Origin of the sequence: Staphylococcus sp. GDY8P57P, assembly GCF_017892585.1 — a bacterium.
Taxonomy (GTDB): Bacteria; Bacillota; Bacilli; order Staphylococcales; family Staphylococcaceae; genus Staphylococcus; species Staphylococcus borealis.
Map to the genome: position 1 here is coordinate 51,728 of NZ_JAESLK010000040.1, position 12,250 is coordinate 63,977.

Here is a 12,250-nt window from a genome sequence, read left to right on the forward strand (position 1 = left end):
CCCAGCAAAGAGAATTTCATCAAGAAATTCTACAAGCAAAGCAAGCTGGGAGTGGACAACGAATTTAAAAGAATTCTGTCCCACTCCCTTACTAGTCTAAGGTTTTAAAATCTTAGACGTATTATTTACGATGTTTCTTTTTATATTTTCTTGCAGCTCTTCTATATTTACGTTGATCTTCAGTTAAGAAGAAGAAATAGTATATTAAATAAATAATGATTGCGATAATTATAAAAGTAAAAATAGTTTTAGCAAATGACATCATAAACGCATTCAGATTTAAGATTAAGCCAATTGCTGCAATAATTAATACTAAATAAAACAATATATTTTTCAAAACAAAAACTCCTATATTTATGAATTATTGGACATGTTAACTTGAGATAGCTTTGTCTTACCTTTATTTAATTTATTAGAATTATTAGTTTCATATCCACTCTTTATATCTTTAAATGCTGATTGTAATTCTTTATTCATTTGTCTAATATTCTTATCTTCATTCTTATTGGCACTTGATAAATCTTTTGTTGAAATCGTGCCTTTATATTTACTATACGCATCATCAATATCGTTTGTTATAGTATTTAATTTTTCAAGATTTTGCTTTTTATCCTCTTTTTTCTTTTTAGTTAAATCTAGTTGATTATAATTACTAATCACTTTAGTAATATCCTGATAGTATTTTGAAGAAGCATCTAGAAATTTAGCTTCTTTATTGTTATCAACAGTTTTAGATACGTTCTTTTTATCTTTATTAAGAGCTTCAACTTGTGCTTTTTGATTACTTATATCTTGATTTAGCTGTTGGATATCTAACTTCAAGTTATGGTTTTCATCTCTTAATTTGGTTGTCTTGTCTTCCAAAGGTCCTAAATTTTGAGAGCCACAACCAACCAATAAACATGAAGCTCCTAGAATAACGATTAATTTTTTCATTAAAATCTCCCTAAACCAAAATCTCTTTATTTCTAAAATAATTATGCTATTATTTTAATGTAAATAGAGCAAATGTACAAACGTTATACTAGGAGTGATTTGTATGAATAAATTAGCAAAAGTTCAAGAACTACTAAATCATCATCAAATAGATGCTTTAGTTATCTTATCAGATTATAATCGAAGATATTTATCTGATTTTACTGGTACAAGTGGTGCATTAGTTATTTCAAAAGATCGTTATCAACTAATAACAGACTTCCGTTATATTGAACAAGCTACCGAACAGGCTACTCATTTCGAAATTATCAAGCGCAGTGGTGGATTAATTGAAGAAATCGTTGAAATTATCAATCATAACCAATTTAAGTCAATTGGGTTTGAAGGTCACTTAGTAAGTTACGATACTTACCAAACGTTAAATCAATCAAGCGCAAATTTAGTTTCAATTGGTGACGACATTGAAAAAATTAGAGAAGTAAAAACACCTGAGGAAATTGAGAAAATTAAATATGCTGCTAAAATAGTTGATGATACATATAATTATATCTTAGAAATTGCCGAGGCTGGCATGACTGAAAGAACATTAAAGGCGAAATTAGAGAGCAAAATGCTAGAATTAGGTGCAGATGGACCTTCATTCGACACAATTGTAGCATCGGGTTATAGAGGCGCCTTACCACACGGCGTAGCAAGTGATAAAGTTATTGAACAAGGGGATATGATCACGTTAGACTTTGGTGCATACTACAGAGGATATTGCTCTGATATTACAAGAACATTTGCTATAGGTGAACCTGATCCAAAGATGAAAGACATTTATAATATTGTTCTTGAATCCCAAATAAAAGCCATCAATGAAATTAAAGCTGGCATGACTGTGGCAGAAGCAGACGCTTTATCAAGAGATTATATTGCGTCTCATGGATATGGAGAAGCATTTGGTCATTCACTCGGTCATGGTATTGGATTAGATATACACGAAGGGCCATTATTGTCTAAAAATGCAAAGGGTACGATTCAAGTAAATAATTGTGTTACTATTGAACCAGGTATTTATGTAGATGGTCTTGGCGGTGTACGTATAGAAGATGATATTTTAATCACTGAAAATGGCTGCGAAGTCTTTACTAAATGTACAAAAGACCTTATTATTTTATAGAAAGCGCATATTTGAGGAGGAAACTGAATGATTTCGGTTAATGATTTTAAAACAGGTTTAACAATTTCTGTAGATAATGGCATTTGGAAAGTTATTGATTTCCAACATGTAAAACCAGGTAAAGGTTCTGCCTTTGTTCGTTCTAAATTACGTAATTTAAGAACAGGTGCAATCCAAGAAAAAACATTTAGAGCTGGAGAAAAAGTTGAACAAGCAATGATTGAAAATCGTCGCATGCAATATTTATATGCAGATGGTGATAATCATGTGTTCATGGATAATGAAACGTTTGATCAAACTGAATTATCAGCAGATTATTTAAAAGATGAATTAAAATTCTTAAAAGCAAACATGGAAGTTCAAATTCAATCATATGAAGGTGAAACAATCGGTGTTGAATTACCTAAGACCGTTGAATTAGAAGTTACTGAAACTGAACCTGGTATTAAAGGTGATACTGCTACTGGTGCAACTAAATCAGCTACAGTTGAAACTGGTTATACATTAAATGTACCTTTATTTGTTAATGAAGGTGATGTATTAGTAATTAATACTGGTGATGGAAGCTATATTTCAAGAGCTTAATTTATTATGAACGATAACTAGAGTCTTTCTGATTACCAATTAGAAAGACTTTTTTTAATACTCAAATCATGCATACAAAAAATTATAAAATATCAGAGTATCATTTATAATATTCATATAATGATATTAACTATTTGCCATAAAATGACACATGCTTGAATTGGCAAGTTGAGTCAAGTAAAATAGATTGGTAGATGAAAACTAAGTCGAGGAGTCAGTAACTTATGAATTTTAAAGAAATAAAAGAATTAATCGAAATTCTTGATCAATCAAGTTTAACTGAAATTAATATTGAAGATAATAAAGGTAGTGTAGTTAATCTAAAAAAACAAAAAGAAACTGAAATAATTACACCACAATATACACAACAAGCACCTTTAGCACCTGCTGCACCAACAATGTCAACACCAAATCAAAGTGTATCAGAAGCACCTGTTGAAGAAAATAAAAGTCAAGATGATGAATCATCATATCAAACGATTAATGCACCAATGGTTGGTACATTTTATAAATCTCCATCACCTGAGGAAGATGCTTATGTTCAAGTTGGTGATAAAGTTACAAATGAATCAACTGTATGTATTTTAGAAGCAATGAAATTATTTAATGAAATTCAAGCAGAAGTTTCTGGAGAAATCGTTGAAATATTAGTAGAAGACGGACAAATGGTAGAGTATGGCCAACCGTTATTTAAGGTGAAATAATGAAAAAAATCTTAATCGCTAACCGTGGCGAAATTGCGGTTAGAATTATCAGAGCTTGCCATGATTTAGGCATACAAACCGTTGCTATTTATTCTGAGGGAGATAAAGACGCATTACATACTCAAATTGCTGATGAAGCATATTGCGTTGGTCCTACTCAGTCTAAAGATTCATATTTAAATATTCCTAATATCTTATCTATAGCAACATCAACAGGGTGTGATGGTATTCATCCGGGTTATGGCTTTTTAGCTGAGAACGGTGACTTTGCAGAACTATGCGAAGCTTGCCAATTGAAATTCATTGGTCCTAGCTATGAATCTATTCAAAAAATGGGTATTAAAGACGTTGCAAAAGCTGAAATGATTGCTGCCAATGTGCCAGTTGTGCCAGGAAGCGATGGACTTGTCACATCTATAGAGGATGCTAAACAAATTGCTGAAGAAATCGGCTATCCTGTAATTATAAAAGCGACAGCAGGCGGTGGCGGTAAAGGGATCCGAGTGGCCAGAACAGAGAAAGAACTTGAAAATGGCTATCGAATGACCCAGCAAGAAGCAGAAACTGCTTTCGGTAATGGGGGACTTTATCTTGAAAAATTTATCGAGAACTTCCGCCATATCGAAATTCAAATAATTGGTGACCAATACGGAAATGTAATTCATCTCGGAGAAAGGGATTGCACGATTCAGAGACGTATGCAAAAGTTAGTTGAAGAATCACCATCACCTATATTAACAAATGAACAACGTGAAGAAATGGGAAATGCTGCAATTAGAGCTGCTAAAGCAGTAAATTATGAGAACGCAGGTACAATTGAATTTATTTATGACTTAAATGACAATCAATTTTACTTTATGGAAATGAACACGCGTATCCAAGTTGAACATCCGGTTACTGAAATGGTTACGGGAATAGACTTAGTTAAATTGCAATTAAAAGTTGCGATGGGTGAAACATTACCATATACACAAGATGATATTACTATTAATGGGCATGCGATTGAATATCGTATAAATGCTGAAAATCCATATAAGAATTTCATGCCTTCTCCTGGTAAAATTACCCAATACCTTGCGCCTGGAGGTTATGGTGTGAGAATTGAATCAGCTTGCTATACGAATTATACAATCCCTCCATATTACGATTCTATGGTTGCTAAGTTAATTGTACATGAACCTACTCGTGAAGAAGCGATTATGACTGGAATCAGAGCATTAAGCGAGTATTTAATTTTAGGAATCGATACAACAATTCCGTTCCACTTGAAATTAATGAATAATGATATTTTTAGAAGTGGATCATTTAATACAAATTTCTTAGAGCAATATAATATTATGAATGACAATGAGTAGGAGGTAGTATAAATGGTTAAAGTGGCAGATTATTCAAATTCAAATTTAGGTAAAATTGAAATTGCACCAGAAGTTATCTCTGTAGTTGCAAGTATTGCAGTATCAGAGGTAAACGGTGTTACCGGACATTTTGCAGAATTAAAAAATAGTAATATTGAGAAAATGAGTCGAAAAAATCTCAATAGAAATTTAAAAATAGATGTTAAAGAAGATGGCATTCAAATTGATGTATATTGCTCTATTAAACATGGTATCAATATTTCTAAGTTTGCGAGCAAAATTCAAACATCCATTTTCAACTCAATTAAAACAATGACTGCAATCGAGCCTAAAGAAATTAACGTTCATATCATGCATATCACTGTCGAATAATATAAAGATTACATTAACAAGGAGTTATTTATGAGTCGAAAAGAATCAAGAAAGCAATCATTTCAAACTTTGTTTCAGTTAGAAATGAAAGATACAGAATTAACTATCAATGAAGCAATCAATTTTATTAAAGATGATGAGCCAGATTTAGACTTTGAATTTATACACTGGTTAGTGACTGGTGTAAAAGATCATGAACCGGTTTTAGATGATACGATCAAACCATATCTTAAAGATTGGTCACTTCAACGTTTGCTAAAAACAGACCGTATTATACTACGTATGGCTACATTTGAATTATTACACAGTGATACACCACCAAAAGTAATCATCAATGAAGCTGTAGAATTGGCAAAACAGTTTAGTGACGATGAACATTATAAATTTATTAACGGTGTGCTAAGTAACATAAAATAATTAATTTGAGTGATGACTATGTCTGAATACTTAAGTGTAACAACATTAACAAAATATATTAAATACAAATTTGACCAAGACCCACATTTACAGTCTATTTTGCTTAAAGGCGAACTATCTAACTTTAAAAGGCATTCTAGCGGACACCTTTATTTCAATGTTAAAGATAAAGATAGTGTCATTAGTGCAATGATGTTTAAGGGCAATGCTAGCAAACTTACTTTTGATCCTAAAGAAGGTGACGAAGTTCTCTTAGAAGCACGTGTTTCAGTATATGAGCGACGTGGAAACTATCAAATTTATGTCAATAAGATGGAATTAGATGGTATAGGGAACTTGTATCAAAAGTTAGAACAATTAAAGATAAAATTAAAAAAAGAAGGCTATTTTAGTAATAAATATAAAAAGCCTATTCCCCGGTTTCCTAAAAAAATTGCGATTTTAACTGCAAGTACTGGTGCAGCAATTAGGGATATTGTGTCTACAATCAATAGCAGATATCCTTTAGTTGAAAAAATTCAATTAAGTACTTTAGTGCAAGGAACTCAAGCAAAAGAAGATATTATCGAAAAAATAAAACACGCTGACGCGCTTGGCGTCGATACTATTATAGTTGGTCGTGGTGGTGGTTCTATAGAAGATTTATGGAACTTTAACGAAGAGGATGTTGTGAAAGCAATCTTTGAATGTCAAACTCCTATTATTTCAGCTGTCGGACATGAAACTGATTTTACATTGAGTGATTTTGTCGCTGATGTAAGGGCAGCAACACCTACTCAAGCTGCGGTCATCGCTACACCCGATCAGTACGAATTGATGCAACAAATTAAACAATATCAATTTTCGCTTTCAAGATATATAAAACAATATCTTGAAAAACAACATAAACAGCTCGACCATTTATCATCGTATTATAAATTTAAACAACCTTCATTATTATATGATCAACAAATTCAACGAAAAGATGATTTAGAAAAGCAATTATCTCAATTAATATCATCTAAAATTGAAAGTAAAAAGTATCAAATTAAAGTACTTCGTCAAAATTTTAATTTAAAAGCTTTAAAGCAATCCATTACGCAAAATAATAAACACTTAATGAACATTAATAGTCGATTAACAAACTTAACAAAGAAAAGTATTCAAAATAATCAATTAGAGCTCAAAAATAAAATTGAACTATTAAACAACTTAAGTCCGACTAATACAATGCTAAGAGGCTATACTATTATTAATAAGAACGACCAAGTGATTACAAGTACACAAGACTTAAATGAAAATGATGAAATTACATTAGCAATGAAAGATGGTAGCGTTGATGCTATTGTTAAAAAGGTTAGGTGTGAACATGAGTAAAGATCAACAAAGTTTTGAAGAAATGATGCAAGAATTGGAAAAAATCGTTCAAAAGTTAGATAATGAAACTGTATCTCTTGAAGAATCACTAGAGTTATATCAGCGAGGAATGAAACTTTCAGCCACATGTGATGCAACGCTAAAAGATGCGGAAAATAAAGTTAATCAACTTATTAAAGATGAAGCAGAGGATGAAGATAATGACAAAGATGTCAATGAATGAGTTAATTGAACAAATTAATAGCGCTCTTGACGGTGTAATTAAACCTTCACCATTAAATACCAATCTTGAAGAAAGTATGCAGTATTCACTTAATGCAGGTGGTAAAAGAATAAGACCGCTACTTGTTTTCTTAACGTTGGATGTATTAAATCAAGATTATATCAAAGGTAAACAAACGGCTTTAGCATTGGAAATGATTCACACATATTCTTTAATACATGATGATTTACCTCCTATGGATAATGATGATTATCGTCGTGGAAAATTAACAAATCATAAAGTTTATGGTGAATGGAAGGCTATTTTAGCTGGAGACGCACTTTTAACGAAGGCTTTTGAAATCGTTGCTGACGATGAGTTATTAGAACCAGAGGTTAAAGTAAAGGTGCTTTCAAGATTAGCTCACAATAGCGGTCACTTAGGTATGGTTGGTGGCCAAACATTAGACATGCAAAGCGAGGATAAACCTGTTGATTTGGAAACCCTTGAACAAATACATAAAGCTAAAACAGGTGCATTATTAAAATTTGCGATATTAAGTGCTGCCGATATTGCAAAAGTCGATCAATCGACGTCACAATTACTTGAATCATTTAGCGATCATCTAGGTCTAATGTTCCAGATTAAAGATGATTTACTAGATGTGTATGGTGATGAATCTAAGTTAGGTAAAAAAGTAGGTAGTGATATTGAAAATCACAAAAGCACTTATGTTTCATTATTAGGAAAAAAAGGTGCAGAAGATAAACTTGATTTCCATAAAAATGCTGCCACTGAATCAATTAAAAAGCTCTCTGAGCAATACGATATTAAGCCTTTACTAGATGTCGTTGATTTATTTTACACTCGTGATCATTAAGTTGAACGAATAAGAACCCTTTAAAGTTATTGTTTTATACATCAGCTTTGAAGGGTGTTTTAATACTTTATTTTAATGACTAGGTGCTCGTTATCATTATTATTAAAAATTTACATAATTATTTATAAATATATACATTTTTTCAAACAAAATCATTCAATAATAGCGCTATGTCATTAATTTAAACAATTTACGATTATTGAGTTATCAGTTACTTATGCATAATAGCAATAGTAGTAGTGAAAATTATGTTGTGTTAAAATCATTGTATAATTATTCGAAACTAGGAGTGTTCATAATGGCAAAAAAATCAGTGAGACACATAAAAATAAGAGAAATTATCTCAAGCGAAAAGATAGAAACGCAAGACGAACTCGTCAAACGTCTAAATGAATACGACCTTAATGTGACTCAAGCAACCGTATCTCGTGATATTAAAGAATTACAATTAATCAAAGTACCCGCACCGACAGGTCAATATGTTTATAGCTTGCCGAATGATCGAAAATATCATCCACTTGAAAAATTGGGACGTTATCTTATGGACTCATTTGTTAACATTGAAGGAACTGGAAATTTACTAGTCTTAAAAACATTACCAGGTAACGCTCAATCAATAGGTGCTATACTAGACCAAATCGATTGGGACGAAGTGCTCGGTACTATTTGTGGAGATGACACTTGTCTTTTAATTTGTAAAGATGAAGAAGCAAGTAATACAATTAAAACTAGAATTTTCAATTTATTATAAGGATGCGATGAATTCATGTTACAAACCTTATCAATAAAACAATTTGCAATTATTGATGAATTAGAAATTCATTTTTCAGATGGCCTTACAGTACTGAGTGGTGAAACTGGTTCAGGTAAGTCAATCATCATAGATGCTATTGGCCAATTAATTGGGGTGCGTGCTTCATCAGACTATGTTAGACATGGTGAAAAAAAGGCAATTATTGAAGGTATCTTTGACATAGACGAAAGTAAAGATGTTATTCATATCCTTCAGGACCTAGATATAGATATTGATGAAGACTTTTTATTAGTAAAAAGAGAAATTTTTAGTACTGGTAAAAGTATTTGTAGATTAAACAATCAAATCGTAACACTTCAAGATTTACGTAAAGTCATGCAAGAGTTATTAGATATTCATGGTCAACATGAAACTCAAACACTTCTTAAACAAAAGTACCATTTAAAATTATTAGATGACTATGCAGAGGATAAATATTCAACTACAAAAGAACAATATCAAAACGTGTTTAACCAATATAAAAGTAAAACAAAGGAATTAGAAGATCTAGAGTCTGCAGATCAAGCGTTACTTCAACGTTTAGATTTAATGAAATTTCAATATGAAGAATTAGAAGAAGCTTCTCTAAAAGAAGGCGAAATTGAACAATTAGAAGTTGATATTCGTAGAATTCAAAATTCTGAGAAACTAAGCTTAGCGCTTAATAATGCCCATGTTACTTTAACCGATGAACACGCGATTACAGATAGACTTTATGAATTAAGTAATCATTTGCAATCCATTGATGAAATTCTGCCGGATAAATTTAGTAAACTTAAAGAGGATATCGACCAATTTTATTATACGCTTGAGGATGCCAAACACGAGATATATGATGAAATGTCGAACAACGAATTTGATGAACAAATGCTCAATGAATTAGAATCCCGAATGAATTTATTAAATAATCTCAAAAGAAAATATGGCAAAGATATCGATGAATTAATGACTTACAAAGACAAACTGCAAAATGAAATTGCTAAAATTGAAAATTATGAGGAAAGTACATCTCAATTACGTGAGGAAATTAATCGATTATATGAAGAAGTCATGTCTCAAGGTAAGTTATTATCTAAGGCGCGTCGTACTGTAGCACGCACATTAAGAGACCATATCGTTTCCGAAATTCAAAATTTACAAATGAAAGATGCTAATTTAGAAATTTCTTTCCAATTATTAGAAAAGCCAACGATTGATGGTATAGAATTCGTTGAGTTCCTAATAAGTCCAAATAAAGGAGAACCACTTAAGAGTTTAAATAAAATTGCCTCTGGTGGTGAGCTATCTCGTATTATGCTCGCTTTAAAAAGTATATTTGTACAATCACGAGGACAAACAGCAATTCTATTTGATGAGGTTGATTCGGGTGTGTCTGGTCAAGCTGCCCAAAAAATGGCTGAAAAAATGAGAGATATCGCAGAATATATCCAAGTCATTTGTATCTCTCACTTACCACAAGTCGCATCAATGAGTGATCATCATTTATTAATAAGCAAAGCTTCCAATGATGACCGTACAACAACTCAAGTTAAAGAATTAAAAGATGATGATAAAATTGATGAAATCGCACGCATGATTTCTGGTGCTAGTGTGACGGAATTAACTAGAGAAAATGCAAAAGAAATGATTAGCCAAAATCAAAGAAAAAAATAGGGTGCGGTACTGCAATTAAAGTTAATCGTTGTCCCACCCCAGCATGCTTAGCTTGTAGAATTTTTTGATAAAATTCTCTTTGCTTGGCAATGCATAGGTAAGAATGACTAGGTTTGAAAAAAAGCTTGATTTAAGCGCATTTTCAAACGAGTCGGCTACTGCTAAAATAATAAATTAGGCTGAGACTTATATTTTGTCCCAACCTCTTAGGTAATATATTAGTTTTATTACTATTAAATTTTGATGTAAAATGTATAATAAATCACTGATTTAAATAGATTAATTTTTATGAGCTATGCTCATTGCGTTATAAATGACATAAGACATTTAAAATCTATTTATATTGAGCATTGTTGCATCATACTATTGATAAATAAATTGTAAATGCGTTAGGAGTAAAAAAATGAGCGAAAAGCAATATGACTTAGTCGTTTTAGGTGGAGGAACCGCTGGATATGTGGCGGCCATACGAGCATCTCAACTGGGTAAAAAGGTAGCTATTGTAGAGAAATCATTATTAGGTGGAACTTGTTTACATAAAGGGTGTATCCCTACAAAAGCATTATTAAAATCTGCTGAAGTATTAAGAACGGTGAAAGAATCCGCTGACTTTGGGGTGAATATAGACCATTTTTCATTTGACTTAAAAACTATGATGGAACGTAAAGACACTATTGTTAGCCAAATGCATCATGGTATAGATAGTTTAATGCAAAAAAATCACATTGATGTTTTTAATGGTACTGGAAGAATAATGGGTACATCTATTTTTTCACCACAAAGTGGTACAATCTCAGTTGAATACGAAGATGGTGAATCTGATCTTTTACCTAATCAATATGTCTTAATTGCTACAGGATCATACCCAACACAATTACCATTTTTACCTTTCAATCATGAAACAGTATTATCTAGCAGTGACATGCTTGAACTCACTGATTTACCCTCAAAGATAGCAATCATAGGCGGTGGTGTGATTGGACTTGAATTCGCTTCTTTATTAATAGACTTAGGTGTAGAGGTTAGTGTAATTGAGGCTGGAGAACGAATTCTACCTGCTGAAAGTGCTCAAATTGCAAAATTTCTTAAAACCGCTCTTAGCGAAAGAGGCGTTGCATTTTATGAAAATTGTGCTTTAAGTGATGCATCAGTAACCGTTAACGCTAATTCCGTAACCATTCAAGTCAATGAGGAAAAAACATTAGAATTAGACAAAGTTTTAGTAGCAATTGGACGTACTCCTAACACCAATGATATTGGGTTAAATAATACTAAAATTCAAACAGATCAATTAGGCAACATTTTAGTTAATGAATGCTTACAAACAGAAGATAAACATATCTATGCTGCTGGTGATTGTATAGGCAAATTACAATTAGCTCATGTGTCTTCAAAAGAAGGCATTTTAGCTGTCGAACATATGTTTAATGGATCTAACTTACCTTTAAACTATAACAAAATGCCAAAATGTATATATACACATCCTGAAGTTGCTTCCATTGGTTATAATAAGGAGTCTGCCAAAGCGCAAAATATTAAATCTAAATCATTTAAAGTGGGATTTAATGCAATAGGTAAAGCTGTGATAGAGACTAATGCTAAGGATAAAGGCTTTTGCGAAATGGTTATTGATCAAGAAACAAATGAAATTATCGGTATTAGCATGATTGGACCACAGGTTACTGAATTAATCAATGAAGCGTCATTATTACAATTTATGAATGGCTCAGCAATTGAATTAGGTCTGACAACACATGCACATCCTTCAATATCTGAAGTATTAATGGAATTGGGATTGAAAGTAGAAAATAGAGCGATACATGTTTAATAGGAGG

14 protein-coding genes are annotated in these 12,250 nt (G+C 32.0%); 12 read left to right on the forward strand and 2 right to left on the reverse strand.

What is annotated here, in order from left to right; all coding sequences use genetic code 11:
• Positions 1–121: 121 nt before the first annotated feature.
• Entirely contained in the window at positions 122–337 is a 216-nt protein-coding gene (locus KA878_RS11950) for an SA1362 family protein (protein ID WP_053029487.1), read from the reverse strand.
• A 17-nt stretch (positions 338–354) separates the two neighbouring features.
• Positions 355–936 carry a putative periplasmic lipoprotein gene (locus tag KA878_RS11955; protein ID WP_053029486.1) on the reverse strand — a complete coding sequence of 194 codons (582 nt, stop codon included), beginning with the start codon at positions 934–936 and terminating at the stop codon, positions 355–357.
• A gap of 103 nt (positions 937–1,039) precedes the next feature.
• Here KA878_RS11955 and KA878_RS11960 point away from each other — a divergent pair, with 103 nt between their 5' ends.
• From KA878_RS11960 to lpdA, 12 genes are all read left to right on the forward strand, one after another.
• The gene (locus KA878_RS11960) at positions 1,040–2,098 is read left to right on the forward strand and encodes a M24 family metallopeptidase (protein WP_075109085.1); all 1,059 of its coding nucleotides are present in this window, start codon (positions 1,040–1,042) and stop codon (positions 2,096–2,098) included.
• 27 nt (positions 2,099–2,125) lie between these two features.
• Entirely contained in the window at positions 2,126–2,683 is a 558-nt protein-coding gene (gene efp / locus KA878_RS11965; protein WP_053029484.1) for an elongation factor P, read from the forward strand.
• Positions 2,684–2,907: 224 nt separating this feature from the next.
• Complete coding sequence (accB, locus tag KA878_RS11970) at positions 2,908–3,387, forward strand: acetyl-CoA carboxylase biotin carboxyl carrier protein (protein WP_070854978.1); 480 nt, start codon at positions 2,908–2,910, stop codon at positions 3,385–3,387.
• Positions 3,387–4,742 (forward strand): acetyl-CoA carboxylase biotin carboxylase subunit, encoded by a 1,356-nt coding sequence (gene accC / locus KA878_RS11975; protein ID WP_053029482.1) that lies wholly within the window; start codon positions 3,387–3,389, stop codon positions 4,740–4,742. The genes accB and accC overlap by 1 nt, the downstream gene beginning before the upstream one ends.
• A gap of 12 nt (positions 4,743–4,754) precedes the next feature.
• Positions 4,755–5,114 (forward strand): Asp23/Gls24 family envelope stress response protein, encoded by a 360-nt coding sequence (locus KA878_RS11980; RefSeq protein ID WP_053029481.1) that lies wholly within the window; start codon positions 4,755–4,757, stop codon positions 5,112–5,114.
• A gap of 30 nt (positions 5,115–5,144) precedes the next feature.
• A complete protein-coding gene (gene nusB, locus KA878_RS11985; protein ID WP_053029480.1) occupies positions 5,145–5,531 on the forward strand; it encodes a transcription antitermination factor NusB in 387 nt (128 codons plus the stop codon).
• 18 nt (positions 5,532–5,549) lie between these two features.
• Entirely contained in the window at positions 5,550–6,887 is a 1,338-nt protein-coding gene (gene xseA, locus KA878_RS11990; RefSeq protein WP_193839297.1) for an exodeoxyribonuclease VII large subunit, read from the forward strand.
• Positions 6,880–7,110: an exodeoxyribonuclease VII small subunit gene (locus KA878_RS11995; protein ID WP_053029478.1), complete on the forward strand. Its 231-nt coding sequence runs from the start codon at positions 6,880–6,882 to the stop codon at positions 7,108–7,110. Before xseA ends, KA878_RS11995 begins: the two co-directional genes overlap by 8 nt.
• Positions 7,088–7,969, forward strand: coding sequence for a polyprenyl synthetase family protein (locus KA878_RS12000; protein WP_193839298.1), 882 nt, complete (start codon positions 7,088–7,090; stop codon positions 7,967–7,969). Before KA878_RS11995 ends, KA878_RS12000 begins: the two co-directional genes overlap by 23 nt.
• Positions 7,970–8,267: 298 nt before the next feature.
• Positions 8,268–8,720 (forward strand): transcriptional regulator AhrC/ArgR, encoded by a 453-nt coding sequence (ahrC, locus tag KA878_RS12005; RefSeq protein WP_053029476.1) that lies wholly within the window; start codon positions 8,268–8,270, stop codon positions 8,718–8,720.
• A gap of 15 nt (positions 8,721–8,735) precedes the next feature.
• Entirely contained in the window at positions 8,736–10,415 is a 1,680-nt protein-coding gene (gene recN, locus KA878_RS12010) for a DNA repair protein RecN (protein ID WP_193839299.1), read from the forward strand.
• A gap of 403 nt (positions 10,416–10,818) precedes the next feature.
• Entirely contained in the window at positions 10,819–12,243 is a 1,425-nt protein-coding gene (gene lpdA, locus KA878_RS12015; protein ID WP_193839300.1) for a dihydrolipoyl dehydrogenase, read from the forward strand.
• Positions 12,244–12,250 lie beyond the last annotated feature (7 nt).

Bases quoted from the DNA above. Each gene is read 5' to 3' on its own strand.
- KA878_RS11955 (WP_053029486.1), bottom strand. From the start codon at position 936: ATGAAAAAATTAATCGTTATTCTAGGAGCTTCATGTTTATTGGTTGGT.
- KA878_RS11960 (WP_075109085.1), top strand. From the start codon at position 1,040: ATGAATAAATTAGCAAAAGTTCAAGAACTACTAAATCATCATCAAATA.
- efp (WP_053029484.1), top strand. From the start codon at position 2,126: ATGATTTCGGTTAATGATTTTAAAACAGGTTTAACAATTTCTGTAGAT.
- accB (WP_070854978.1), top strand. From the start codon at position 2,908: ATGAATTTTAAAGAAATAAAAGAATTAATCGAAATTCTTGATCAATCA.
- accC (WP_053029482.1), top strand. From the start codon at position 3,387: ATGAAAAAAATCTTAATCGCTAACCGTGGCGAAATTGCGGTTAGAATT.
- KA878_RS11980 (WP_053029481.1), top strand. From the start codon at position 4,755: ATGGTTAAAGTGGCAGATTATTCAAATTCAAATTTAGGTAAAATTGAA.
- nusB (WP_053029480.1), top strand. From the start codon at position 5,145: ATGAGTCGAAAAGAATCAAGAAAGCAATCATTTCAAACTTTGTTTCAG.
- xseA (WP_193839297.1), top strand. From the start codon at position 5,550: ATGTCTGAATACTTAAGTGTAACAACATTAACAAAATATATTAAATAC.
- KA878_RS11995 (WP_053029478.1), top strand. From the start codon at position 6,880: ATGAGTAAAGATCAACAAAGTTTTGAAGAAATGATGCAAGAATTGGAA.
- KA878_RS12000 (WP_193839298.1), top strand. From the start codon at position 7,088: ATGACAAAGATGTCAATGAATGAGTTAATTGAACAAATTAATAGCGCT.
- ahrC (WP_053029476.1), top strand. From the start codon at position 8,268: ATGGCAAAAAAATCAGTGAGACACATAAAAATAAGAGAAATTATCTCA.
- recN (WP_193839299.1), top strand. From the start codon at position 8,736: ATGTTACAAACCTTATCAATAAAACAATTTGCAATTATTGATGAATTA.
- lpdA (WP_193839300.1), top strand. From the start codon at position 10,819: ATGAGCGAAAAGCAATATGACTTAGTCGTTTTAGGTGGAGGAACCGCT.